This window comes from Streptomyces sp. NBC_01390 (assembly GCF_045040105.1).
Classification (GTDB): domain Bacteria; phylum Actinomycetota; class Actinomycetes; order Streptomycetales; family Streptomycetaceae; genus Streptomyces.
In genome coordinates this window covers 849,012-873,629 of record NZ_CP109551.1, presented here as the reverse complement: position 1 = coordinate 873,629, position 24,618 = coordinate 849,012, and the positions used below count along the sequence as shown (strand labels likewise).

Sequence of the window (24,618 nt, the reverse complement as noted above, 5' to 3'; positions counted from 1 at the left end):
ACATGGGAACGGGTCACGGACGGTCCGCAGCCGTCACGTTGAGTCGAACACGGGCGTGTCGGGCGATGGTGTACTCATCGAATCCCGCACACCGCCACAGCAGGCGCAGCAGGCGCGGGCGGTCTTCGACATCGAGGTCGGGATGGTCGACGGCATGCCGGACGGCCGCATAGAGGAGCCGATGCCGTTTGCCGAGAATCCGGCCCCGGTCGGCACTTGTGTAGTTCAGCTCCCAAGCGACGCTGGGTCTGAAGTCGGCGTGGTAGAGCTCGCGGCCCCAGCGCAGAACGAACTCCGCGCGCGGTTCCCGGTTCACCGGTGCGGGCGTGCTTCGCACGAACAGCCAGAATTCGTTCAGCCGGCCGTCCGCGAGCAGAATACGTTGCGGCCCTGCTGCGCGGCGGCTCCCGCCGGACTGCTGCGGGCGATGGTTCGCGGAAGACCCAGGGTCTTCATGGGGCGCCTGTAGGCGCAGGCCGCGCTGCACCTGGTGCACCGCCACGGGGTGACGTCGGCGGAGGGGACGGCCTTCCACCCCGCCGGGCTGCTCAGCGGGGCCGAACGCACCGGCTTGGGCACAGGCCCTCTCACCGACTACCTCGTGCGTGACGAGACCCCACCGTCCGCGCTCGTAGAGTGGGCCGCCCGTGCGGGGGTGGGCGTGCTGCCGGCACCGACCCGTGCCTTACCAGGCCGGCCGGGCAGGAACCCGTGCTCACCGAGCCACCCCGCGGGCCGGGGAAGACCGACCGGCCGGCCCTCGTCAGCCGTCAGTCGTACGTGTAGAAACCGCGCTTGGTCTTCCGGCCCAGCCAGCCCATCCGTACGTACTGCTTGAGCAGGGGCGGGGGCCAGTATTTGGGATCGCGGTACTCCTCGTACATGCGCGCGGCCATGTCGTGGACGATGTCCAGGCCGATCAGGTCGCTGAGCCTGAAGGGTCCCATCGGGTGGTTGAAGCCGAGCCTGAGGACCGAGTCGATGTCCTCCATCGAGGCCACGCCGCGCTCGAAGGCGCGGATGGCGTCCAGGAGGAACGGCACGACGAGCAGGTTGCCGATGAAGCCGGGCACGTCCTTGATGATGACCGGGGACTTTCCGAGGGCCTTCGACAGATCGACGGCGGCCCGGACGGTCTCCTCGCTCGTCGCCGGGGTGCGGATGACCTCCACCAGGTCCATGAGGGGGACCGGGTTGAAGAAGTGCAGGCCGACGACCCGCTCGGGGGCGGACGTCTCGGCCGCCATGATCACGAGCGGGATCGTCGAGGTGTTCGAGGCGAGGACCGCGGTGGCAGAGGCGTGGCGCTCGAAGTCGCGGAAGAGCTCACGCTTGAGGTCGACGTCCTCGAACGCCGCGTCGATCACGATGTCGGCTCCGGCGATGTCCGCCCGGTCCGTGGAGGTGCGCAGGCGGGCCAATGCCTGGGCTGCCTCTTCCCCGGTGAACTTCCCCTTCTCGACGAACTTCGCCAGCCCGGCGGCAACCCGTGCCCGACCGTCCCCGACGGCCTGCTCGTTCCGCTCGACGCCGACCACGTCGAAGCCGAGGGAAACGGCCGTCTGCGCGATACCGGCCCCCATGGTGCCGAGGCCGACTATCGCGAGTGTCTTGAACTCCACGCGCACTCCTTGTCTTCGGGTGCTGCTAGAGCACGGGTGTCCTGGCGGACTCGGAGGCCCCGGCGTCCTTGTCGATCTCCGCGACCAGCTTGCGACGCAGTACCTTGCCCGTCGGCGTGGTCGGGAGTTCCGGCAGGAAGACGATGTCGTCAGGGGTCTTCGAACTGCGCAGCCGGCCGCGGACGAACTCGCGCAGGACGTCGGCGTCCGGCCGCACGCCGGGCTTGACGACAACGAACGCGCCGATGCGCTGCCCCCATTCGTCGTCCGGGATGCCGGCCACGGCCACGTCCGCCACCCATGCGTGCTCGGTGAGCACGCTCTCGATCTCCGAGGGGGCGATGTTCTCGCCGCCGCGGATGATGGTGTCGTCGGACCGGCCCTCGACGAAGATGAAGCCGTCCTCGTCGATATGGCCGCGGTCACGGGTGGGGAACCAGCCGGCGCTGTCCAGCCGGCTGCCGGCCTCCAGGTACTCACCGGCGACCTGCGGCCCGCGTACGACGATGTCTCCCACCACGCCGGGAGGGCACGGCAGCCCGTCCGGGTCATGGACCTCGATCTCCACGCTGGGTAGCGCACGGCCCACCGACCCCAGTCTCGCGCGCACGGCGGGATCGTCGCTCGCGGCGGCCGTACGGTGGTCGTCCGGTCCCAGCACCGCGATGGAGGAGGCGGTCTCGGTGAGGCCGTAGGCGTTGACGAAACCGGTGCCGGGAAAGAGCCGCAGCGCCTCCACGAGCACGGGTACGGCGATCTTCGCGCCCCCGTACGACATCGACCGCAGCGTCGAAGGGCCCCGCACGCCGGAGTGGACGAGTTCGCTGACGATGCGCACGAGCATCGTCGGCACCACCATCGCGTGCGTGACGGCCTGGGTCCGGACGCGATGCAGCCAGTCGGCGGCGCTGAAGTGGTCGAGATACACGATCCGGCGACCGGCGTACAGGTTGGAGAGCAGGTTCGCGACGGCGGCGATGTGGTAGGGCGGCACGCTGACGATGGTCGCGTCGCTCCGCTCGGCCGACGCGAACTCGACGGAGCCGAAGATGTAGGACGTCAGGTGCCGGTGCCGCAGTACCGCGCTCTTCGGGGCGGCGGTCGTCCCGCTCGTCATCAGCAGCACGGCGATCGAGTCGGGGTCCGGGTCGGCGGGCTCGGTTTCGTGATCGGCGGCAACGGCCGTCGGTCCGGCGAACTCCTCCAGCGTCACAGCCGCCATGCCCCGGACCCGCTCGGGTGAGTCGGTTATCACGAGCGGCCTGGCCTGGCGGCCGAGGACGTCGTCCAGCTGCTCGTCGCTCAGCCGGTAGTTGACCGGCAGGAACGGCACGCCGACGGAGGCCGCGGCGAACAGGGCGACCGCAAACGCGGGACCGTTGCCGCCGAGGTAGACGACGGTGCCGGCATCGGCGGCCCGGACGAGATCCGCGCCCGAGCGCGCCCGTCGGGCGAGTTCGCGGGCGGTGAGGCCGTCCGCGCGGTCACCGATGAGGATCCGGTCGGGCATCCCCTCGACCACCATGTCGAGGAGCATCGTGAGGTTCATCGCGGGTGCGGTCCGTTCAGTCGGACGCTGGCAGCGCCTTGGCTGCCTTCTGCGTAAGTTGGCTGTCGCCGAAGGTCAAAGGGCCGATTCCGGCCTTGGTGCACAGCACTTCGACGCCGCTGGCGTCGTCCGTGTACCGCTTGCCGAGCTGGATCGGTGGGCCGTCGCTCACCTGTGCTGCGGTGGGATCGGGGGCCGTCGGGCGCATCTCCGCGCCGGCGCACATCAATACCGCGGGGCTGGCGGAACCCATGACGACGATGACTTCGCACGTCGAGTTCTGTCCGCGCAGCCGGTTGCCGACCTGCAAACTCACATCGTCCTCCTCGGCGGGGCATTACTTGGGCACTACTGATGTCGTCCGTCCCGCAGAGCGGCCGGGGCCGTCTGGGAAGGATGCCGCATCACCCATACCGTAAGGTATATAGTACAGGGGTCAAGAGGCGCGAGGGGTGCGGCGGTCGGATCGCGCGCTGGGTCGACTACGGGGACTCGTTCCCGCCGCCCAACTGAAGTCGCAGACGTACGGCAGGTGCCGGCGGAGCCTCCCTGTGAGGCGGAACCGGTGCCGGCGTCAGGAAGATCCCCGTGCAAGCAGGCTTGTCGGCTGCGGGACCGCGTAACTCCTCGCTACACGCTGCGCCGGGAGGTGCCGCGTGCGCTGACCGGCGACGTGCGGGCGGAGGAAGTGACCCGAGAGATGGGAGGGTGCAACCGCATGACCTGGACCGAGCCACTCATCAGGCGGATCCCCGCCGCCGGCGTGGAACTGGCCGCCGAGGAATATCCGGTGGACGCGCCGAAGGGCACCGCGCTGTTCCTGCACGGCGGGGGCCAGACCCGCCATTCGTGGAAGGGCGCGGCCCTGACGCTTGCCAGAAGCGGCTGGCGCACCTTCTCGCTCGACACCCGCGGTCACGGCGACAGCGGGTGGGCGCCGGACGGGGACTACTCGATGGACGTCCTCGTGGCCGATCTCGTCGCCGTGGCAGCCCGGGTCGGTGAGGGCGATCCGCGTCCTCCCGCGCTGATCGGCGCGTCGATGGGCGGCCTGACCTCGCTGCTGGCCGTCGGGGAAGGGCTGGTGGACGCTCGCGCGCTCGTGCTCGTCGATGTCGCCCCTCGCATGGAACGGGACGGCGCCGAACGGGTCTCCGGGTTCATGCGCCGCCACGTCGACGGCTTCGCCACCCTGGAGGACGTCGCCGCCGCGGTGTCCGAGTACAACCCGCAGCGTCGGCGTCCGAGAAGTCCGGACGGGTTGCGCAAGAACGTGCGCCTGGCCGAAGACGGCCGCTGGTACTGGCACTGGGACCCGGCGCTGGTGAGGCGGGACGCCGACGAACCCGGGCGGCAGCCCGACCCGGAGCGGCTGCGCGAGGCGGCCCGCGCCATCGGCGTCCCCACCCTCCTGGTCCGCGGTGCCCAGTCGGACGTGCTCAGTGAGGAGGGGGTGCGCGAGCTCCTGTCACTCGTGCCCGGCTCGCGCGCGGTCGACGTCGCCGGCACCGGCCATATGGTGGCCGGCGACGACAACGACGCGTTCATCGACCAGGTAGGGCGATTCCTCGGCACCGTGTGACCGCGCAGACCCAACGGGTCCTGGGCCTCCGTGACCCGTCCGGTCCTGCGGTGGGTCACCCCGGCCCGGGGTGACTCACCGGCCCTTCCACTGCGGTGCGCGACTCTCCGCGAAGGCGCGAGCCCCTTCGAGCGCGTCCTCGCTCTTGAACACCTTGGAGTTTTCGGCTTCCTGCGCCGCGCGCGCCGCGGCGACGCCTTCGGTGAGCGCCACGCGCATGAGCTTCTTCGTCGCGAGGACGCCGAGCGGGCCGTTCTCGCCGATACGGCGGGCGAACTCCAACGCGGCGCCGACCACGTCTCCAGCTGGAACGACACAGTTGACCAGCCCCAGCGCACACGCGCGCTCGGCGTCGATCAGATCTCCGGTCAGCCCGAGTTCGAGAGCGATCGCGAGGGGGATGCGGCCGGGCAGCGTGGTTCCGCCGCCGGCGGCGAACAGACCGCGCTTGACCTCCGGGATGCCGAACCTGGCCTTGTCGGAGGCCACGACGATGTCGCAGTTGAGCAGGAGCTCGAACCCTCCGGCGACGGCGGTGGCGTTGGCGGCACCGATGACGGGCTTGGGGTACTCGCCTCGGCTGAACATCGTGAAGTGCGTGTTGTCGGACTCCGGCCCGGAGGAATCGGAACCGGAGGCGAACGCTTTGAGGTCCATGCCGGCGCAGAACGCCCGGTCGCCGGCACCGGTCAGCACCACCGCGCGTACCGCGTCGTCGTCCAGGCAGTCACGCAGCGCCCGCGAGAGTTCGGCGATCAGACCGGGGCTGAGGGCGTTGCGCTGGTCGGGGCGGTTGAGCGTGATGACCGCGGCAGAGCCCTCACGGCGTCGGAGCAGATCCATCTCGACCGTCTTCCGGTAGGTGTTTCGTCGAAGGGTCACCGGCCCGGCGGGCAGGAGTCCCCGTCTTCCGCCGGGTGGTGTGGCGCCGGCATGCAGTCCCGGTTGCGGGACTGCGGCGGCCAGGCGCGTGCTCTACCGGTATTCCATTCGGTAAAGCTTCCGGGAATGATTTCGGTAAGTTACCACCGCCTGATCGGAGGGGCAACGGTGCGGTGCCCGGCCCTCGCAGGGGCCGGCGAGGCGGTGCGGTGACGGTCGCTCACGAAAACCGCCGACGACGTCGTCGAGCGTTCGCTCCGTGGCGGAACGGATTCGCTGATGAGGTGCCCGTTCCGACCCGGTTCACCGGAACTGCGCTGAACCGGCAGGCGCCGACGTGGTCCCGGGACGGTAGGGAGCGAGCGGGGCGAAGGGGGCCCGCCTGGCGCGGGAACGTCGGCCGGGGATTGCAGGGCCGCTGACGGTGTCGCGGCCTGGCGACGGGCACGTCCGGGCCTACGGTCAGCCGTCGCGGCAGCGTTACGGTAATCCCTTACCGTATGCCATGCCGGGAGGCATTGGCTGGTACCGTGTCAGTCAGTTCGGAGCGCGGGCTCGGCCTACGCTCGGGCCGGGCCGGTGGGGTGGTGACAAGAAGGAGAAGCAGCGTGACCAAGGCCGATTCCGCCGGGACGCGTAAGCGTCGTCAGCGTAACTCGATCAACGCCGAGGAGATCCTCGGGGGTGCCTTCGAGGTTGCGCGGGGCACCTCGCTCGACCAGCTGAGCATGCCGATCCTCGCCGAGCATCTGGGTGTCGGCGTCACCAGCATCTACTGGTACTTCCGGAAGAAGGAAGAGCTGCTCAATGCGATGACGGACATCGCCGTCGACAAGTACCTGCGGCTGATGCCGGAGGTCCGGGCGGATGACACCTGGCAGAACATGCTGTCCTCGCACTTCCGCGTGCAGCGCGAGATCCACCGCGAGGATGCGGTCCTCTCCGATCTGCTGTTGATCCGCACCTCCACATACAGTCGTGAGGCGACCCGCCGCATCATGGAACTGCTCGAGTCCGTGGTGGCGAAGCTGGTCGCGGACGGTTTCACGCCCGACAACGCGATGATGGTGTGCAACGCCATCGGTGTGTACACCCGCGGTTCGATCATCCACGAGCGCATCCTTCGGCTGGCCAACGCGCCGATGACCGACCCCGCCCGCCAGCGTCGCATCACGGACTGGTTCCACTTTCCCGTCCTGGACGGCTTGATCGACCGCCATCCGATCTCCGGGACGAGTGACGAGGACTTCGAGTTCAGCGTTGCGCGCCTGATGTGCGGGTTCGAGGTCCTCCTTAGCGAGCAGAGCCAGCGGCCTCGCAAGACGTCGCGCGGATCGACGGCCGCGCGGGGCACGGCGACCGCTCGTAAGGCCCCTGCTCGCAAAAAAGCCGGATCCTGACGGCTTCCGGGGATCGCTGCGACACCGGGCCGGTTCGGCCGTGTCGAGGCCGGTTCCCGCAGGGCTCGGCCGACAGTCTCCCAGGCGCATGAGGCCGTTCGCGTCCTCGTGGGATGCATGTCGCCAAGGGCTGGGCCGGGGCTTTGGCGACATGCCGGCCGGGCAGGTTCAGAGCCGCTCGCCGGGCGCGGTCACCAGCGTGGTGCGGCGCCCGGCGGCGACGAGCCTGCCGCCGGGCCCCAGTGTGCTCGTGACCGCGCCCGGGCCCTGCCTGGACGGGAACCGGGACCCTCGCGGTTCGGCTCGCCGGCCGCTACCTGCGGACGGCGGCAGGGTCCCACCGCAGGGGGAGGCTGTTCAGCCCCAGCAGCATGCTGCGCGATTCGTCGAACGAGATGTCCGGATCGATCTCGTACACCGGAATGCGCTTGTGCCACTCCTCGTAGGCGATCACCAGCTCCTGTCGCGCGAGGTGAGACCCGAGGCACCGGTGGGGTCCCGCACCGAACGCCAGATGCGAGATGTCGGTGCGGTCGAAGTCGACCGTCGTGGCGTCCGGGAAGTGCTGCTCGTCGCGGTTCCCGGACGGCAGGCTGAGGATGAACCGCTGGCCCTTCTTCACCGGGCAGCCGTCCACTTCGGTGTCGGTCATCGCCGTCCGCACGATGTTCACGACCGAGTAGACGCGGAGGAACTCCTCGATCGCGTTGGGAATCACCGACGGGCCGGCCGCGATCCGCTCCCGGTCGGCCGGATGGCTCGCCAGATGGTGGAAGCCGTAGCCGAGCGAGGCGGTGACGGTGTCCAGACCGGCCTGGAACAGCAGGAGATAGAAGGAGAGCAGCTCCTGGTGCGGGATCGGCTCACCGTCGATCTGCCAGTCCATGGCGCGCGAGATGAGGTCGGAGCCGCGCTCCTCGGCCGGCGTCTTCCTGCGCTCCTCCAGGATCTGCGACAGGTATGCGGTGACCTCGGTCTGGGCCCGGACCGAGGTCCGGTACGCTTCGGCCCGATCCGTCGACTCCGGGTGCAGGATGTCGGTCTCCCACGCGATGAACTTGTCCAGTTCTTCGACCGGCAGGCCGATGATGTGCTCAAGGAAGATGCTGGTCGGGAACCTGAGCGCGAATTCCTTGGCGAAATCGCAGTGACCGCGGTCGATGAACCCGTCGATGATTTCGTTGACGCGCGCGCGGAGGGAGCCTTCCAGGCCGGCGACGGTGCCAGGTGAGAAGGACGAGGCGAGCAGCCTTCGCCACTTCACGTGGACCGGGCCGTCGATCTGATGCGGCACGAGGGTGAATGCCGCCTCCTTGCCGGTCACCGGATCGTAGAACTTGCTGTGGAACACGTCGGCGCGCTGGGCGACCTCCTGCACCAGGTCGTAGGTGGTGTAGATGATCTGGCCGGTGCCGAGCGTGTGTGCCGGTCCGGCGTCCCGCAGGGAGTCCAGTTCCGCGTAACCGGCGAGCGGTTCGCGCCTGCCGCCCTGCATCACCAGGTCACTGTGGGGGCATCGCTGTGCGATCAGCGCATCCCGCTCATCCGCATCGCTCTTGGTCTGCTCCGTCTGCGCCATGTCGCTCCTTTGCGCTCCCGCATCCGTGCAACGCTTTTACTGTTGCAAGTCCCGTGATGCTTACGGTAACGACTCCAGTCGTCGGTCACAATGGACGGGACGACTGTTTTCGCCGGGCGGGAACGGTGGCGGTTACCGCGGCTGCCGCAGCCGAGGCCGCAGAGCCGCAGTGGAGCGTCCCTTGATGGCGGACCACCACACACCGGCGCCGTAGGCGAGGTCGTCGAGGCGGCGTGCGACGCCGTACCTCAGTGGATCCAGAGCGGCGCCCTGGTGCAGGTATTCCAGAGCGACGTCGGTCACCGCGGCCAGCGCGGTGGCCCGGCGTGCCCGGCGGGAGATCGTGCAGCCGGCCACCGTGAGGGGCCACCAGTGCCGGGTCAGCAGCGCGGACGTCTGGGCGAGCGCGCCGAGCGCGCCCATGGCCGTCAGCGAGCAGGCCAGCCGTACCGGGTGCTCCGTGCCGTCCAGTTTCCGGCAGACGCGCAGGACGGTCGTCGCGCCGACGGCGCCGGCCACCGGGAGCGACCAACGGCGCTGGGCGACAAGGGCGAGGACGAAGGCGCCGCTCCAGGGGGCGAGGACCGCGGGCGCGATGAACTCGGGGTGTCGTTCGGCGAGCGGGTGCGCTCCCGTCCCGTAGGCGGCCTTGCGTCGAAACCAGTCCCCGAGGCGGCCGCGGTGCTCGTGGGCGGCATGGACCGAGGGCTCGTAGCGCACCCGCCGGCCGCTCTTGATGGCGCGCCAGCCGATGTCGACGTCCTCGCCGATTCTCAGCCGCTCGTCGAAGCCCTCGCCCAGGGCGTCGACGCGTGCGACGGCGCAGGCCGTGGAGGCCCAGGAGACGGGTGTCCCGGGGCGTACCAGGGCGGGACGGCTGCCCAGGTCGAGTGAGGAGCGTGTGCGCTCGTACCGTCCGATCCAGGTCTCGGAGCCGGGTGTTTCGAGAGCGGTCACGCGGGGGACGGCCAGGGCGACCCGCGGGTCGCAGAAGTGCCGCAGCAGTGTCGGGACCGTGTCCTTGGGCAGGACGACGTCGGAGTCGACGAAGACCACATATGGTGTGCCGACCAGGCGAAGGCCCGCGTTACGGGCTCCGGCGGGACCGACGTTGACCCTCAGGGGGACGAAGCGCGCGCCATGCCGTGCGGCGGCCGCCTCGACCGGAGCGCGGTGAGTCGACGCGTCGTCGACCACGATCACCGGGGTGTCCGGCCCGATGCTCGCCAGCAGGCGGTCGAGCTCGCGCGGGCGGTCGCGGACGGGGACGACGACCGTGTACCGGGGGTCGTCGGGCAGGGGCAGGGCGCGGACGACCGGGTGCGCGAGACCCGCCTCCAGGAGCCGGTCCGCCAGGAGGGCGCCCGCCCGGTCCCGGACGTGGACCGTACGACCGGTCAGCAGTGGACGTGCCCGCCGGGTCAGGCGCAGCAGCCGCAGAGGGGAACCACCGAGGAGGGTGCGGCCGTCGTCCAGGACGCGGGTGTCACGATCGAGCGCCACGACGAATCCGAGAGGCAGCGTCATCTCCCCGCCGCCTTCGTGCCAGGTCGGTCGCGGGCCGCAAGGTCCAGGAGGCGGCCACGCTCGTCCGTCGTTGCGGCGGTGATCTGGCCGACGAGCCGGGACACCATGGTCCGCACATGCCGGCGGCCCTCGTCGGCCGATGCGCCGGCCGGGTCGCCGAGCACGCCCGACGGCGAGACGGCTTTGACGCCATGGGCCGTCAGCAGAGGCATCAGGACATCCAGCGGGCGGGTGTCGCCGGCGACGGCTTCGCGGATCCGTACCTCCTCAGGGGCGAGATACAGCATGAGCGAGGTCTCGGTCCGGCCGGCGTGGGCGTCGCCTCCCGTGATGCCGCACCCGGCCCAGGCGACGGCGTGCCCCTCGGCGTGCATGGCGCCGAGGGCCGCGTCCAGGGTGGCGGTGTTGCCGCCGTGGCCGTTGACGAAGACGATGCGCCCGGCCCAAAGCGACAGTGAGCGCACGGTTTCGACGATCACGGCGTGCAGGCCCTCATGTCCGATGGAGACGGTGCCGGGGAAGCTGGCGTGCTCGCCGCTGGCGCCGTAGGCGAGCGTGGGCGCCACCAGGGGCGGTGGGGTGAGACGGGCGGAGAGTTCCTCGGCGGCACGGCCGGCTACGGACTCGGCGATGATGCTGTCGGTGTTCAGCGGCAGATGCGGCCCGTGCTGCTCGGTCGAGCCGATCGGCACCAGGACCAGGCTCTTGGCGGAAACGGTGGGCCAGGCCCGGTGCGCGAGCCGGTTGTGCCGTGCCGTCGTCATCCGGCGACCGGGGCGGGGGCACTCGTGCCGCCGAGGGTCAGGGCGAACCCGGGAGGAATCACCAGGTCGTCGGGGGACAGCTCGTGGACGGACGAGCGGCCCAGACCCAGCACCGCGGAGTCGAGGCCGCCGCGCAGGATGTCCAGCACGTTCTCGACACCGGCCTGGCCGTTCGCCGCCAGGCCCCACAGGTACGCGCGCCCGATCAGGACGGCCCGGGCGCCGAGCGCCAGCGCCTTGGCCACGTCGCTGCCGCGCCGGACGCCGCCGTCGAGCAGGACTTCGATGTCATTGCCGACGGCGTCCACGACGGAGGGGAGCACCCGGACGGTGGCGGGGGTGGTGTCCAGGTTGTTGCCGCCGTGGTTGGACACCGAGATCGCCGCCACCCCGGCGTCGACGGCCCGTTTGGCGTCGTCCACCCGGGTCACGCCCTTGAGCAGGAAGGGCCCGCCCCATTCTTTGCGGAGCCAGGCGACGTCCTCCCAGGTGGGCGGGGTGGTCTGCATCCACTCGCCGTAGGCGCCGAAGAAGGTGGGTGCTTCGCCGCGCGGGGGGCGGAGGTTGGGGACCGTGAGGTCGGGAAGCCGGCCGGAGCGCAGGTACGTCCACAGCCACCGGGGGTGGGGCAGCACGTCGGGAGCGAACTTCGCCATGGTCCTCACGTCGAGCTTGTCGGGGATCTGCGGGCTTCCCCAGTCGCGGCCGTGGGAGAAGGACCAGTCGAGGGTGGCGATGAGCGCTTTGGCGCCGGCGGACCTGGCCCTGTCCATACGCTGCACCATGCTGTCCCGGGTGCCGCTCCAGTACAGCTGGAAGAAGGTGTCGGTGTTGGCCGCGACGACCTCCTCCACCGGTTTGCTCGCGAAGGAGCTCAGCCCCATGATGACGCCCCGGTTCGCCGCGGCCCGTGCCACGGCGACCTCTCCTTCCGGGTGGACGGCCTGCACACCGGTGGGAGAGATCAGCACGGGGAACGCCGTCTCGACGCCGAGGACGGTCGTGGTCAGGTTGCGTTCGGCGTGATGGCCCACGACGTGAGGGGCGAAGCCGAGATCGACGAAGGCCGCGGCGTTGTCGTCGATCGTACGGCCGCTCTCGGAGCCGGCGACGAGTGCTCCGTAGACGCTGCTGGGCAGGCGTTTTTTCGCCCGGCGCTGGGCCTCGGCGACCGTCTCGAACCAGGGGTTGTGGGCCATGCGTCAACTCTTCTCGTGCTGGGGTGACGGAGTCTGGGCGAGCCGCAGTCCGGCCAAGGGGTCCTGGGCGCAGTCGCTGACGGGAGGTCGTTCCAGGTCCGCGCGACGGGCCGGCAGCGGCAGGTCGACCGGCCGTCGCCGGGAGTGGTCCTGGGAGGGGCGCGGCAGGAGGGCCCGGTCCGCCGGGCGTTCGGCCAGCAGATCCTCGCCGTAGCCCTGGACGCATTCGGGGTCGGGGCCGTCCAGCGGCAGCCCGGTGAAGAATTTGGCGGCCATGCAGCCGCCCTTGCACGTGTCGTAGAACCCGCAGGAGGCGCAGGCTCCGCCGGTCTGAGGCGAACGCAGGTCGCGGAACAGCGCGGACTCCCGCCACACCTCGGTGAAGCCGCCGGGATCGCGCACGTTCCCGGCGAGGAACTCGTCGTGGATCGCGAAGGGGCACGCGTACACGTCCCCGACCGGGTCGACCAGGCACACCACCCGGCCGGCGCCGCACAGGTTGAGGCCGGGCAGTGCCTGACCGTAGGCGGACAGGTGGAAGAACGAGTCACCGGTCAGCACCGACTCGCCGTGTGCCAGCAGCCAGTCGTACAGCAGGCGCTGCTGCTCCCGGGACGGGCGCAGGTCGTCCCAGACATCGGCGCCGCGGCCGGACGGGCGCAGCCGGGTGAGCCGCAGCTGGGCGCCGTAGCGGTCGGCGAGTGCCTTGAAGGCGTCCAGCTGGGGGATGTTGTGCCGGGTGCACACGACGGAGAGCTTGAAGTTCTTCATCCCGGCCGCGGCGAGGTTCTCCATGGCCCGAAGCGCGGTGGCGTACGAACCGGCCCCGCGCACCGCGTCGTTGACCTCCGGGGTCGCCCCGTCGAGGGAGATCTGTACGTCGACGTAGTCGTTGCGGGCCAGCCGGCGGGCCGCCTCGGGGGTGATGCGGACGCCGTTGGTGGAGAACTTCACGCCGACGTGGTGGCTGGTGGCGTAGTCCAGGAGGTCCCAGAAGTCGGGGCGGACGGTGGGTTCGCCGCCGCCGATGTTGACGTAGAAGACCTGCATGGCCTCCAGCTCGTCGATGACGGCCTTCGCCTCGCTCGTGCTCAGCTCGCGCGGGTCGCGCCGTCCGGAGCTGGACAGGCAGTGCGCGCAGGACAGGTTGCAGGCGTAGGTGAGTTCCCAGGTCAGGCAGATCGGCGCGGCGAGGCCGTACTCGAACAGGTCGACCAGCCGGGTGCCGTGGGCGGGTAGTGCCGGTGAGGTCATGGGGCGGTCCTTTCGACGACCATGGACGACCGGGCCAGGGCGGTCAGGGCCGTGGTGAAGCGGGGGAGTTCGGCGGCGCCGACACCGGCTTGCGCGCAGGCGGCGCGGGCGGTGGGCACGTGCGGCAGGGCCCGCAGGACGGCGAGCAGGCGGAGGTCCTTGACGAACGACAGCCGGCGGGTGCCGAAGTGGTACAGCAGCGCGCCGAAGGGTTCCGGCCGCACCGAGACCTGCGGATGCAGGTCCCAGGCGCGGTCGATGTCCATGTCGGCGTTCACGGTGGGCACGCTGGTCCCCGTTCGCCTAGTAGACGCCGCACATGCCGTCGATCGAGACCTCCTCGATGAGGTCGTCCTCCTCGATGAGCGACTCGGGGGCCAAAACGTCCCCGGCGCCGGACTCGGCGTCGGCAACAGGGGCGGCCTGCGGGGGCAGGGAGTGGAGCGGGCTCATGCGAACCTCCTCGACGGCCGCGGCGATCCGGTCGACCGGACGGTCCCGGTGCCGCGGGTTCCTGTACCGTGAGGCTAATGGCACCCGGTGTCAAAACGGAAGGGTCGTGCGTCATGCCGAGGAACGGCCCTGGTCGGCGCCCCGATGTCGTCGTGGTGGGGGCCGGCGCCAGCGGTGCCGCGCTGGCGGCGCGGCTGAGCGAGGACCCCGGCCGCTCGGTACTGCTGCTGGAGGCCGGACCGGTGCCGCGTCAACTGTCGGACTTCCCACCGCAGTTGCTGGACGCCCGGCTCGTCCCCGGTGCGCAGGCGCAGTGCGCCGCGGTCTCGCACCACCCGGTCCGCCTCACCCCGGACCGGCCCTACTCGGTACCGCGGGGGCGGGTACTCGGCGGTTCCACCACCGTGAACGGAGGCTATTTCGTACGGGCCCGGCGCGAGGACTTCGCCCGCTGGGCGGCCGCGGGCGGGGCGGACTGGTCGTACGACCGCATGCTGCCGTTGCTTCGCGGCCTGGAGACCGACCTGGACCACGGCGCCGACGCCGTGCACGGAGACCGGGGACCGGTACGGATCCGGCGCACGGACCTGAGGCATCCGGCCGCCGCGGCGTTCTGTGACGCCGCCCGCGAACTGGGCCTGCCGCACGAGCCCGACAAGAACGCGCAGGACGTTCCGGGCTTCGGCCCGGTTCCCACGAACACGGTGGACGGTCTGCGGGTCAACACCGGCATCAGCCATCTCCTGGGCGCCCTCGGCCGGCCCAACCTCACGGTGACGGGCGACTGTCCGGTTCACCGGGTCGTCGTCCGCGATGGCCGGGCGAGCGGAGTCGTCGTCGAACACGACGGTGGGTTCGAGGTACTGGAGGCCGGCGAGGTCGTGCTCTGTGCGGGAGCCTTCGCCTCCGCGCACCTGCTGCACCGGTCGGGAATCGGCCCGGGTGCGGCGCTGACGCGGGCGGGCATCCCCGTCGTGCTGGACGCCCCCGCGGTCGGAGCGCGGTTCAGCGATCACCCCCAGGTGGTGCTGGAGTGGGCGCCCCGCGGTGACGTGGCCGACCCCGTGGGATCCTGGCTCGGAGGCGCCCTGCACGTGTCCTCGTCCGACGGCGCGCACCCGGGCGACCTGGAGATCCTGCAGTCACTCGTCCCGATGGCCGGCCTGACCACCGGACGCACGAGCGTGGCGGGTGCCCCGCTGGCGTTCCTGGTCTCCGTACAGACGCCCCGCACGAGCGGCCGCCTGCGAACGAGGTCGGCGGACGCGGCGGACCCACTGGACATCGACTACGGCTATCTGCGCACGGCCGGCGACCGGCGCCGTATGCGTGAAGCCGTCCGCGTCACCGCGGCCCTGCTCGGCACCGCGGCCTTCGGCGAGGTGGCGTCGGGCCTGGCGGACCCGGACGCCACGACCCTCGACGACGACCGTCGGCTCGACCGCTGGATCCGGGCCGGGCTCGGCACGGCTCAGCACACGTGCGGAACGGTCCCCATGGGCCCGGCGGACGATGCCCGAGCGGCCGTCGACGGCTACGGCAGGCTGTACGGGCTGAGCGGGCTCCGGGTGGCGGACACCTCGATCCTGCCCACGGCTCCGCTGCGTGGCCCGGCGGCCACCGCGGTCCTCATCGGGGAGTTCGTGGCCCGTGCGATGCGGCACGGCCCGGACTGACGGGGGCGAGATCAGCAGGCGGCGTCGCGGGGCGGGGGAGGGGCCGTCTGCACCGTGCCGAGGCCCGCGCCCACCTGCTCGATGGTCCGGCCGAGCAGACACGACAGTTCGGTTCCGGGCTCGCTCAGCCAGTGCTCGTACGCCGCCATGGCCGCCGCGAGGAGGGCGTAGCCGGCCAGCCGGGGCACCATGTCCGTCGGGGGCAGGCCCGTGCGTGCCGCGACGAACTCCATGACGACGGCCCGCCACGAGGCATAGCGGAGGGTCGAATCCGCCTGCAGCGTGGGCACCCGCAGGATGAGCTCCATGCGCTGCCGGTGCCAGGGCACCTCCACGGGATCGAAGCTGTTGAACTCGACGACCGCCTCGCGGAGCGCGTCGACCAGCGGCGCGTCCGTGGAAGTCGCCGCCAGCAGCTCGCGCAGCCTGAGCAGGTGTTCCTCGAAGTCGCCCCAGACCAGGTCGTTCTTGGAGGAGAAGTAGCGGAAGAAGGTACGGCGGCCGATGCCCGCGGCCGCGGCGATGTCGTCCACCGTGGTGTCGTCGAAGCCCTGACGGGCGAACAGCTCGAACCCGATCCGCTCCAGCTCGGCCCGCGAGGTCACGCGCGGCCTTCCGGTCCTGGCCGGCTCGACCGTGACCGTCGCGTCGCCGGGCGGTGACTTCACGGGGACTCCTTCCGGGGAACGGGGCGGTACGGCCGACCCGGAGCGTCTACCACTCCGCCTTCGAACCTACCGGCCTTGGACCGGAGCCGCAGAGCCCTTCCTCCTCTGCGGGTGTCCGCTGCGCACCACACATCATCCCAGGCGCCGAAGCGCGCGCCGGACGCCCCGCCGCCGGGCCGACCGGGACCGCTGGGCCGGCTCGGTGCCTGGACCGCCGGGCACTTCGGGCACGTACTGATCTGCTGGCTGCTCGTGGTGGGTGTGCTCGGTGCCTTCGCTCCGCAGGTCACCTCAGTGCTGTCGGGGGCGGGCCGGCAGAGCAACGGCTCGGAGTCGGTGCTGGTGCGCGAGCTGGCGCAGGAGCACTTCGGCCAGAACGCCTCGTCGGCGATCCAGGTGGTCGTCAGCTCGAAGGGGCACAAGGTCACCGACGCGTCCGTGCGGAAGGTGATCGCCGAAGTCACCCGGGAACTGGGCGCCGACTGCCGGATCGGCGAGGTCGTGCCGCCGCAGCCGGGCGCCGGCGTCAGCCGGGACGGACGGACCGCCGTCGTCCTCGGCGGAGCCGACGCCAACACCGACGACATGAGGACCTCGAGGAATCCCTGCCGTGGACTGTCCTCCTTCGGTACGACCTTGATGGACGGCATCGCGGTCTGCAGGCCGAGCACAGGCACGGCCGGCGCGACGAGGGCGTCAGATCGTCGTGGCGTCCGCCGCGGTCAAGGGGCACCTCGCCGAGCTCGTCGCGGAACCGGGACGTTGCGATGAGCTCATCGCCGCCCTGCAGCCCATGGCGGGCAGGTGGAGATGGAGACGGGCACGTTGCTTTGCCTGATGCATGTCAGCAGCGAGGACCCGGACGTGGTCTGGATGTGCGAACGCTTCGCCGAGGAGGTGGCCTTCGAGACGCACGCCGTGTCGCCGGTGCACGCGGAGGTCACCGAACGCCTGCGCGAACTCTGCGTCGCGGGGACGGAGGGGCGTGCCGGCTCGGCCTGGTCGCCAGGCGGGGGCTCCCCGCGGCGCCTTGAGACGACGACGCGTGCCGATGGTCAGGTGCCGCAGGCCCCGTTTCCGCCGAGGGTGATCATGGCGCGGTACAGCTGCTCCCCGGTGAGCGGCGGTGCCGGCAGTGGGTGGGCGCGGTCGGTTCGGAAGCCGTCGAGCAGGAGGTAGAGGTGGCGGCGCCAGGCGTTTGGGGCGATGGCGTGGGTGGCCTCGGTGACGCGGCTGTGCGACCAGATGACGAAGGCGAGGTCCTGGGGGGTGAGGTCGGGGCGCAGGCTGCCCTGTTCCTGGGCACGCTCGACGATGTGTACGCCGAGTTCGCGGATGCGGGTCTGGGTGCCCGCCAGGCAGGCGCTCTCCGGCAGTCGTATGGAGGCCAGGTCGTTGAACCCCCGGTCCTGTGACTGGAGTTCGCACATGGTCTCCAGGAAGTGGCACAGCCCCGCCCAGGCGTCGTCCATGGTGACGGCCTTCTCGGCGGCCTCCCGCCAGAGGGTCAGCTTCTCGGCGAAGGTCGCCTGCACCAGGTTCAGCCGGGTGGGGAAGTGCCGGTACAGCGTGCCGATGGCCACCCCGGCCCGCTTGGCCACCTGCTCCAGGGATGCTTCCAGGCCCTGCTCGGCGAAGCAGGAGCGGGCCGCGGTGAGCAGGGACTCGCGATTGCGCTGCGCGTCGCGCCGCAGGGGGCGGACAGGGGCCGGGTTTTCGGCGGAGGCGGACGGACGGTCGATGGCCATGCCCCTCAGCCTATCAACCGGAGGGCAGCCTCATATTCTCTGCTACGCTCCAGAACATGAGGCCGCCCTCGACTTTCAGTCCTGGCCGCTGCCACGGCAAAGGGTGCGCCTCATCCATTCAGTCCGTCCGACCACAGGAGCACCACCCATGCCCGTCATCGCCGTCATCGGAGCAGGCCCCGGACTGGGCCTGTCCATCGCCCGCCGCTTCGGAAAGGAGGGTTTCCAGGTCGCCCTGGTCGCCCGGACGAAGGACAAGCTCGACGCGCTCGCCGCACAGCTCGCCGAGGAGGGCATCGAGGCCGCGGGCTTCGCCGCGGACGTGACGCGTCCCGACTCGCTGCAGTCGGCGCTCGCCGCGGTCGCCGACCGGTTCGGGGCCCTCGACGTACTGGAGTACTCACCCGCCGACCCCACGTTCGCCGGCGCCGCCGCCGTCGACGCCACCGCGCAGGACCTCCACAAGCAGCTCGACTACTACCTCTACGGAGCGGTCGCCGCGGTCCGTCAGGTGCTGCCCGCCATGCTCGAACGCGGCAGCGGCACCCTGCTGTTCTCCACGGGCGCCTCCTCCATCCGGCCCAGCGGCGGCGCGTTCGGCAGCATCGGCGTCGCGGCGGCGGCCCTGCGCAACTACGCCATCGCCCTGGGCATCGACCTCGCCGAGCACGGAGTGCACACCGCACACGTGGCCATCGGCGTGTACATCGGCAGCGGCCCCGGCACCGAACCCGAGACCATCGCCGAGCACTACTGGGACGCCTACACCAAACGCGACCAGGCCGAGATCGTCCACACCGCCCCCGGAGGCACCCGGTGAACACCTCCGGCACGCCCGCGGCGAACACGGCCACGCCACCCAGGGTGAAGATCTTCCGAGCCGCCAACAAGGTCGTATGGCCGCTGCTCGCCTCCCGCTTCCACAAGCCGCTGAGCGGACGCCTGATGCTGCTCACCTACAAGGGGCACAGGACGGGCCGCGAATTCACGGTCCCCATCGGCTACTTCGACTGGGATCCCGGCACGGTGCTCGCCATGTCCTCCCAGCTCGGCTGGATCCCCAGCATGCGCGAAGGGTCCGCCGTCCGGCTGCGCATCCGGGGCCAGGACCACGGCGCCGTCCCGACGGTCGTCGAGGACCCTGACGAAGTCGCCGCCCTGCTGGGTGAGTTCGGCCGGCGCAAAGGACCCAAGGCCGCCAAGGGGCTGATGCTCGGCCTCCCGGGCGACCGGCAGCCCACCGACGACGAGCTGCGCACGGCCGCCGCGAAGACCCGCTTCGTCTGCTTCCGGATGGAGCCCGAGCGGCCGGGCCGGTAGCACTTGTGAAGCGCCGGTTGCACATCGCCCGGCCCGGGGAAAGCCCCCCCCCCCCCGGCTTCACCAACCCCGTCAAGTTCACCGACGGCAACCCCTGCGGAACCTCGCACGTGACCGGTGCCAAGGGAGAGATCCCCGTCGACAGCACGGCCCGCGTCTCTGGCGCCTACCAGGGCAAGCGGATCGCCAACGTCGCCAGGACCCTCAAGGCCGGCCGCGCGGCGTGACGCTCACCCGGGCGGGGCCGGAAAAGAAGTCCCGGGCACCGTGCCACGAGGCGCGGGACCGGAAGTTCGCAACAAAGGAGTTTCTGACATGTCAGTTCCCCAGACACACACGGACCGCGTGGCCGTTGTCACCGGCGCCTGACGCGGCATCGGCCAGGCCATCGCCGTCGACCTCGCCGCACGCGGCGCGAGCGTCGTCGCGGTCGACCTCAACAGCCCCGAGGAAACCGTCGCCTTGCTCGCCGACAAAGGACACCCGGTGCTGGGTCTCACAGGCGACGTGTCCAATCCCGACCAGACCGCGGCCGTGGGCAAGGAGGTCGCCGACCGCTTCGGGCGGGCGGACATCCTGGTCAACAACGCCGGCATTTGCCCCTTCCTCGACATCGAGGAGCTGGACTACGACACCTGGCGGCGCGTCATCGCGGTCAACCTCGACTCGCAGTTCCTCATGGTCAAGGCCCTGCTGCCGACCATGAAGAAGAGCGGCTGGGGCCGCATCGTCAACGTGACCTCCAACTCAATCGTCACCAACGCGCCCGGCATGTCCCACTACATGGCGAGCAAGATGGGCAACATCGGCTTCAGCCGCGGACTGGCCAACGACCTCGCCCCGTTCGGCATCACCGTCAACGCGGTCGGCGCGACCCTGACCATCACACCCGGCGTCCTGAATGCCTACCCGCAGGAAGCTCTCACGGCGGCCGCACAGTCCCAGGCCATCAAGCGCAACGGGCTGCCGGAAGACTTGACCGGCACCATTGCCTTCCTCACCAGCGACGACGCTGCCTTCGTTACTGGCCAGACCATCATGGCCGACGGCGGCTACGCCCGCTGATCCACGTTGAGCGGCCGTAGGCGCGCTGGTCGCAAGCGCCACCCGCACCGAGGCGCGGCTGCGGATCGCGACCTGGATCACCGGCTTCTACAACGGCCGTCGGCTACACAGCGTGTGTGGATATCAGAGCCGATCGACTACGAGCACGACCACCAGGCCAACTCCGCCTTGGAGCTGGCCGCTTAGAAGATCTCCACAGGTCGAGGGGATTGACATTGGCGCGGTGCGCGCGTAGGACGTGATCCGGATACTGTCGAGGGACGGGCGGCCGGCCCCGCTGGGGGACGCGATCGCGCACTACGGGCGGATCGCCAAGTCCCTGCACATCCTGCGGCTGGCCGACGAGCCCGGCTACCGCCGTCAGATCAAGGCGCAGGCCAACCTCCAGGAGGGCCGCCACGCACTCGCCCGGAAGATCTTCCACGGCCGCTCGGGGCAGCTCTACCAGCGCTACCAGGACGGCATGGAGGACCGGCTCGGCGCGCTCGGCCTGGTCCTCAACGCCGTCGTCCTCTTCGACACGAGGTACATGGACGCTGCGGTGAACCGGCTGCGGGCGGACGGGTTCGACGTCCGCGACGAGGATGTCGCCCGCCTCTCGCCGTTCGTGCGACAGCACATCAACATGCTGGGCCGGTACTCGTTCAAGCTGCCCGAGCTGCCCGGCGGTATGCGCCCGCTGCGCGACAAGGACGCTGCCGACGACGAGTGACGTCGTACGGCGGCGCGTCGTGGTCGCCACCATCTTGACCTAGGCGTCCGTGCCGGCCGGAGCCCCGGAGCTGGTTCCGCGAGTGGTCACACCGGCCGGGGCCGTTACGGCTTCGCGGACCCGCTCGGCGGCCCGTCGGCGGGTCCGGTACGCCTTCTGTCGGCAGGCGGGGCGGTCGTAGAGGACGTCCCGGCGGTGGCCGCGACGGCGGCGTACCCCCCGCGGTCGGTCAGCGGGCGGTGAGCCCGGTGAGCAGGAGGGCGAGCCATCGGGCGCGGGCGGTGGGTGGCTGGTCGGCGGGGAGGGTGGAGAGCATCAGGTACAGGTCGTCGGGGGTGAAGTCGGCGCGCAGAGCGCCCTGGGCTTGTGCGGTGCGGATGAGCCGGCCGAGAGCCTGGGTGACGCGGGTCTCCACCTCCTGCTTGGCGGGGTGGGCTGCGTGGTCGGCGCCGAGCGCGTACGCGGCTGCTTTGACGGCGCGGTTGTGGGCGACGGTGTCCATCACGCGGCTGAGGAAGCCGGTGAGCTCCGCCATGGCGGGTAAACCCTGGCTCGCGCGTTGCAGGCACTCTTCGGCGTCGTCGGCGAGTGTTTCGAACGAGGTGGCGACCACGGCTGTGACCAGGTCGCTCTTGTTCGGGAAGTGCTTGTACAGGGTGCCGACCGCGACGCCCGCGGCAGCGGCTATCTGCTCCATCGACACCTCGGGCCCGTGCTCGGTGATCTGCTCATGCGCCGCGGTCAGGATCCGGGCACGGTTGCGGGCCGCGTCGGCACGCAGCGGTCGGGGTGAGGTCATGGAGCCCTCCGGGACCATTGACGAAAGATGAATGATGCTTCACCTTAGTGGCATGGCGATCACGACACGTGCCCTCGGGCACACCGACACGGACGTGACCATCCTCGGCTACGGCGCTATGGAACTGGGCGGGCTGCGCAGAGGGCCAGGGCTGACCGACGAGGACGCCGGCCGGCTGCTCAACGCGGTCCTCGACGGCGGCATCAACCTGATCGACACCTCGCCCGACTACGGCCGCAGCGAAGAGCTCATCGGCACGCACCTCGCCCACCGCAGGGACGAGTTCTTTCTCGCCTCCAAGTGCGGCTGCCCGATCGAGCCGCCCGCCGACACGCCGCCGCCCTACCCGCACGACTACAGCCAGGCGAACGTCCGCGCCGATGTCGAGCAGTCGCTGCGCCGGCTCCGGACCGATCGCCTCGACCTGATCCAGGTGCACATGTCACCGAGCCGGGCCACGCTCGAAGAGAACCGCACCGTCGAGATGCTCAAGGAACTACAGGCCGAGGGCAAGGTCCGCTTCATCGGCATGTCGGGCATCCTGCCCAACCTGCCCGACCACCTTGCGATGAACGTCTTCGACGCTTTTCAGATCCCTTACTCGGCCGTGCAACGCGATCACGAGAACCTCATTACCGAGGCGGCGGACAAGGGGACCGGCACGCTCATCCGCGGCGGGGCCGCTCGCGGCGCGGCGTCGCAGGAGAAGAACTGGACCGTCGGTCCGCTCGCCCAGCAGCCGGGTGTCGGCCAGCGCAACTGGGAGACGTCGGGCATCGAGGACCTCATCGACCAGGCAGGCATCGACAAGCAGGAGTTCATCCTCCGCTTCACGCTCAGCCACCCCGGCCTGTCTACCACGATCGTCGGCACCGCGAACCCGGCCCACCTGGCGGGCAACATCGCCATCGCGGAAAAGGGCCCGCTACCGTCCGATCTCTACGAGGAAGCCAAGAAGCGCCTCCCGATGGGGTAAAATCTGCCGGTGTGAGCGAGTGGGTGCTGCACGTGGACATGGACCCGTTCCTCGCCGCCGTTGAGCAACTGCGTCACCCGGAGCTACGCGGGAAGCCAGTCGTGGTCGGTGGGGACGGCGACCCGACCAAGCGCGGCGTGGTGTCGACCGCGTCTTACGAGGCCCGGGAGTTCGGCGTGCACTCGGAGCTGCCGCCGCGCACCGCCGCGAAGCGCTGTCCGGACTGCGTCTCCTGCCAGTGGAGGCGGACGTCTACAACGAGGTCTCCGCGCGGGTCATGGCCGTGCTCCAGGAAACGGGGTGTCCGGTTGCGGTGCTCGGCTGGGACGAGGCTTTCGTCGGCGTGCTGAGCGGATGGCCCGGAGAGCTCCACCCGTGGCCTGCAAACCGACGTCAAGGCGGCTACGGATCTAGACTGCTCCGTCGGCATCGGCGACAACTAGCTGCAGGCCAAGATCGCCACGGATTTCGGCAAGCCGGCTGGTGTCGGCCGGCTCACGACCGCGACCTGGTTCGACGTCCTCGACGACCGCCCGCCCGACGCGATCTGGGGAATTCGGCGCGAAGGCGATGTCCGGTTCATGATGATCTTGTGATGCCGTAGAGGTTGAGGACTTGTTGTCGGTCGGCGTGGGCGCGTCGTGCGGCGGCGATGTTGACGCTCGCCCCGCCGAGCGATTCGTGTGGACGGCGGTGTCGCTGACCGCGATCTCGTTGGTCCCGCCCCTCCTCTCCGGGGCAAACACCGCCACCACCACTGCCCTCCTCGGGCTACACCTCGTCCCTGCGACGGTGATGATCCCCACCCTGGCGCGGAGCCTGCGCACCCGGACCGATTGACTCTCGATTCGACGTCAGGCTCCAACCGCGCCAGGACACGCTCGCAGCCGGGCCCTGACACCTACTTCTGCGGGAGGCTGTCACGCCGCCGGCGGGGCAGGGAGCGCTGTTTGTGACGTGGGAGGTTGGAAAAGGCTCATTGGCCCCTCCGTTGACATCCAACCTAGTCGCCCCAGGCCAGCGCGCTGCACGCGACTATCTTCGCTGTCAAAGGACAACCAGATCGGCCGAGACGCCGGATTGTCGTAAATCTCAGTTGATTTGATCCCGGGACCGAGGATGGCGAGCCGTGTCTCAGTTGATGTGGTCTCGCAGTCCCGCGGGTGCCGTGAAGTGGTTGCGGGTGCCGAGAATACATCCGCCCAGGTCGCGGCCCTGACCGCCGATCTCTGGCCGTGCCCCAGCCCACCCAGTCTCTTCACGTGCACAGGCGTGTACACCATCATGATTCTTTCGTGCTGCTGCGCTTGACCTATCTCGCGGCGACCAACACCCTGGCACTCCTGCGCCTTCTGTCGATGAGCGACCGCGACAAGGACATCGAGATCCTGGCGCTGCGCCACCAGCTGCTGGTCCTGCAGCGTCAGGTTGGCAAACCCACGTTCACCGCCGCCGACCGCGCCGTCCTCGCCGGCCTGCTCCACCACCTCCCGATGGACAAGCTGCGGCACCTCTTGCTGCTGGTACGTCCAGACACCATCCTGCGATGGCACCGTGACCTTCTCAAGCGACGCCATGCTGCGGCCTGCGTGCCCAAGCGCCGCGGCCGCCCGCCCACCGTCCGCTCGATCCGCACCCTCGTCCTGCGCCTCGCCCGGGAGAATCCCTCATGGGGATATCGCCGGATCCACGGTGAACTCGCGGCTCTCGGCGTCAAGGTCGCCGCCTCCACCGTCTGGGAGATCCTCCGCGCGCACGGCATTCTGCCCGCACCCGAACGACAGAACACGACCTGTGCCGACTTACTTCGCAGCCGCGTTCCACGTACGGCGACAACACCCTC

The 24,618-nt window shown here is 70.3% G+C and carries 25 protein-coding genes and 2 pseudogenes; 12 read left to right on the top strand and 15 right to left on the bottom strand.

Annotated elements, in window-relative coordinates:
- Nucleotides 1-13 precede the first annotated feature (13 nt).
- The 4 genes from OG241_RS03740 to OG241_RS03725 all read right to left on the bottom strand — a co-directional run bounded on the left by OG241_RS03740 (nt 14) and on the right by OG241_RS03725 (nt 3,487).
- Nucleotides 14-502 (bottom strand): hypothetical protein, encoded by a 489-nt coding sequence (locus OG241_RS03740; protein WP_405813645.1) that lies wholly within the window; start codon nt 500-502, stop codon nt 14-16.
- 268 nt (nt 503-770) lie between these two features.
- Nucleotides 771-1,622 carry a 3-hydroxyacyl-CoA dehydrogenase family protein gene (locus OG241_RS03735; RefSeq protein ID WP_405813644.1) on the bottom strand — a complete coding sequence of 284 codons (852 nt, stop codon included), beginning with the start codon at nt 1,620-1,622 and terminating at the stop codon, nt 771-773.
- Nucleotides 1,623-1,647: 25 nt separating this feature from the next.
- Nucleotides 1,648-3,171, bottom strand: a complete 1,524-nt coding sequence (locus OG241_RS03730; RefSeq protein WP_405813643.1) for a class I adenylate-forming enzyme family protein — start codon at nt 3,169-3,171, stop codon at nt 1,648-1,650.
- 16 nt (nt 3,172-3,187) lie between these two features.
- Nucleotides 3,188-3,487: a hypothetical protein gene (locus tag OG241_RS03725; RefSeq protein ID WP_405813642.1), complete on the bottom strand. Its 300-nt coding sequence runs from the start codon at nt 3,485-3,487 to the stop codon at nt 3,188-3,190.
- A gap of 402 nt (nt 3,488-3,889) precedes the next feature.
- On the opposite strand from OG241_RS03725, the gene OG241_RS03720 reads away from it, so the two are divergent.
- Nucleotides 3,890-4,753, top strand: coding sequence for an alpha/beta fold hydrolase (locus tag OG241_RS03720; protein WP_405813640.1), 864 nt, complete (start codon nt 3,890-3,892; stop codon nt 4,751-4,753).
- Nucleotides 4,754-4,828: 75 nt separating this feature from the next.
- Here the strand turns inward: OG241_RS03720 and OG241_RS03715 are convergent, their stop codons facing one another.
- The gene (locus OG241_RS03715; RefSeq protein WP_405813639.1) at nt 4,829-5,635 is read right to left on the bottom strand and encodes an enoyl-CoA hydratase-related protein; all 807 of its coding nucleotides are present in this window, start codon (nt 5,633-5,635) and stop codon (nt 4,829-4,831) included.
- A 608-nt stretch (nt 5,636-6,243) separates the two neighbouring features.
- On the opposite strand from OG241_RS03715, the gene OG241_RS03710 reads away from it, so the two are divergent.
- Nucleotides 6,244-7,035 (top strand): TetR/AcrR family transcriptional regulator, encoded by a 792-nt coding sequence (locus OG241_RS03710; RefSeq protein ID WP_405813638.1) that lies wholly within the window; start codon nt 6,244-6,246, stop codon nt 7,033-7,035.
- Between the two features lie 313 nt (nt 7,036-7,348).
- Here OG241_RS03710 and OG241_RS03705 read toward each other — a convergent pair whose 3' ends face one another.
- The 7 genes from OG241_RS03705 to mftA form a co-directional block, all read right to left on the bottom strand.
- Nucleotides 7,349-8,614: a cytochrome P450 gene (locus OG241_RS03705; protein WP_405813636.1), complete on the bottom strand. Its 1,266-nt coding sequence runs from the start codon at nt 8,612-8,614 to the stop codon at nt 7,349-7,351.
- A 132-nt stretch (nt 8,615-8,746) separates the two neighbouring features.
- Nucleotides 8,747-10,141 carry a mycofactocin biosynthesis glycosyltransferase MftF gene (gene mftF, locus OG241_RS03700; protein WP_405813635.1) on the bottom strand — a complete coding sequence of 465 codons (1,395 nt, stop codon included), beginning with the start codon at nt 10,139-10,141 and terminating at the stop codon, nt 8,747-8,749.
- The gene (mftE, locus tag OG241_RS03695; RefSeq protein ID WP_405813634.1) at nt 10,138-10,905 is read right to left on the bottom strand and encodes a mycofactocin biosynthesis peptidyl-dipeptidase MftE; all 768 of its coding nucleotides are present in this window, start codon (nt 10,903-10,905) and stop codon (nt 10,138-10,140) included. The genes mftF and mftE overlap by 4 nt, the downstream gene beginning before the upstream one ends.
- Complete coding sequence (gene mftD, locus OG241_RS03690; protein ID WP_405547507.1) at nt 10,902-12,104, bottom strand: pre-mycofactocin synthase MftD; 1,203 nt, start codon at nt 12,102-12,104, stop codon at nt 10,902-10,904. Before mftD ends, mftE begins: the two co-directional genes overlap by 4 nt.
- A 3-nt stretch (nt 12,105-12,107) precedes the next feature.
- Complete coding sequence (gene mftC / locus OG241_RS03685; protein WP_405626197.1) at nt 12,108-13,358, bottom strand: mycofactocin radical SAM maturase; 1,251 nt, start codon at nt 13,356-13,358, stop codon at nt 12,108-12,110.
- The gene (gene mftB / locus OG241_RS03680; RefSeq protein ID WP_266586862.1) at nt 13,355-13,645 is read right to left on the bottom strand and encodes a mycofactocin biosynthesis chaperone MftB; all 291 of its coding nucleotides are present in this window, start codon (nt 13,643-13,645) and stop codon (nt 13,355-13,357) included. Before mftB ends, mftC begins: the two co-directional genes overlap by 4 nt.
- A gap of 16 nt (nt 13,646-13,661) precedes the next feature.
- Complete coding sequence (mftA, locus tag OG241_RS03675; protein ID WP_266586864.1) at nt 13,662-13,811, bottom strand: mycofactocin precursor MftA; 150 nt, start codon at nt 13,809-13,811, stop codon at nt 13,662-13,664.
- Nucleotides 13,812-13,924: 113 nt separating this feature from the next.
- On the opposite strand from mftA, the gene mftG reads away from it, so the two are divergent.
- Nucleotides 13,925-15,487: a mycofactocin system GMC family oxidoreductase MftG gene (gene mftG / locus OG241_RS03670; RefSeq protein WP_405813633.1), complete on the top strand. Its 1,563-nt coding sequence runs from the start codon at nt 13,925-13,927 to the stop codon at nt 15,485-15,487.
- Nucleotides 15,488-15,498: 11 nt separating this feature from the next.
- On the opposite strand, the gene mftR is transcribed toward mftG, so the two are convergent.
- A complete protein-coding gene (gene mftR / locus OG241_RS03665; protein WP_405813632.1) occupies nt 15,499-16,155 on the bottom strand; it encodes a mycofactocin system transcriptional regulator in 657 nt (218 codons plus the stop codon).
- A gap of 111 nt (nt 16,156-16,266) precedes the next feature.
- Here mftR and OG241_RS03660 point away from each other — a divergent pair, with 111 nt between their 5' ends.
- Nucleotides 16,267-16,926: a hypothetical protein gene (locus OG241_RS03660; protein ID WP_405813631.1), complete on the top strand. Its 660-nt coding sequence runs from the start codon at nt 16,267-16,269 to the stop codon at nt 16,924-16,926.
- 284 nt (nt 16,927-17,210) lie between these two features.
- Here OG241_RS03660 and OG241_RS03655 read toward each other — a convergent pair whose 3' ends face one another.
- Nucleotides 17,211-17,903, bottom strand: coding sequence for a TetR/AcrR family transcriptional regulator (locus OG241_RS03655; RefSeq protein WP_405813630.1), 693 nt, complete (start codon nt 17,901-17,903; stop codon nt 17,211-17,213).
- 148 nt (nt 17,904-18,051) lie between these two features.
- Between OG241_RS03655 and OG241_RS03650 the strand changes: the two genes are divergently transcribed.
- The 4 genes and pseudogenes from OG241_RS03650 to OG241_RS03635 form a co-directional block, all read left to right on the top strand.
- Nucleotides 18,052-18,723: an SDR family NAD(P)-dependent oxidoreductase gene (locus OG241_RS03650; RefSeq protein ID WP_405813629.1), complete on the top strand. Its 672-nt coding sequence runs from the start codon at nt 18,052-18,054 to the stop codon at nt 18,721-18,723.
- Nucleotides 18,720-19,223: a hypothetical protein gene (locus OG241_RS03645; RefSeq protein ID WP_405813628.1), complete on the top strand. Its 504-nt coding sequence runs from the start codon at nt 18,720-18,722 to the stop codon at nt 19,221-19,223. The genes OG241_RS03650 and OG241_RS03645 overlap by 4 nt, the downstream gene beginning before the upstream one ends.
- Nucleotides 19,224-19,598: 375 nt before the next feature.
- Nucleotides 19,599-20,288, top strand: a complete 690-nt coding sequence (locus tag OG241_RS03640; RefSeq protein WP_405826031.1) for an SDR family NAD(P)-dependent oxidoreductase — start codon at nt 19,599-19,601, stop codon at nt 20,286-20,288.
- Nucleotides 20,289-20,523: 235 nt separating this feature from the next.
- Nucleotides 20,524-21,000: pseudogene (locus tag OG241_RS03635) on the top strand (Tn3 family transposase); the annotation flags it as partial.
- A 229-nt stretch (nt 21,001-21,229) separates the two neighbouring features.
- Here the strand turns inward: OG241_RS03635 and OG241_RS03630 are convergent.
- Nucleotides 21,230-21,799 (bottom strand): TetR/AcrR family transcriptional regulator, encoded by a 570-nt coding sequence (locus tag OG241_RS03630; protein WP_405813627.1) that lies wholly within the window; start codon nt 21,797-21,799, stop codon nt 21,230-21,232.
- A 52-nt stretch (nt 21,800-21,851) separates the two neighbouring features.
- Here OG241_RS03630 and OG241_RS03625 point away from each other — a divergent pair, with 52 nt between their 5' ends.
- From OG241_RS03625 to OG241_RS03610, 4 genes and pseudogenes are all read left to right on the top strand, one after another.
- Complete coding sequence (locus OG241_RS03625; protein WP_405813626.1) at nt 21,852-22,775, top strand: aldo/keto reductase; 924 nt, start codon at nt 21,852-21,854, stop codon at nt 22,773-22,775.
- Nucleotides 22,776-22,813: 38 nt separating this feature from the next.
- The gene (locus OG241_RS03620) at nt 22,814-23,125 is read left to right on the top strand and encodes a hypothetical protein (protein ID WP_405826029.1); all 312 of its coding nucleotides are present in this window, start codon (nt 22,814-22,816) and stop codon (nt 23,123-23,125) included.
- A 280-nt stretch (nt 23,126-23,405) separates the two neighbouring features.
- Entirely contained in the window at nt 23,406-23,615 is a 210-nt protein-coding gene (locus OG241_RS03615) for a DUF6069 family protein (RefSeq protein ID WP_405826027.1), read from the top strand.
- Nucleotides 23,616-24,070: 455 nt separating this feature from the next.
- Nucleotides 24,071-24,592, top strand: a pseudogene (locus OG241_RS03610) (helix-turn-helix domain-containing protein); the annotation flags it as partial.
- Nucleotides 24,593-24,618: the final 26 nt, after the last annotated feature.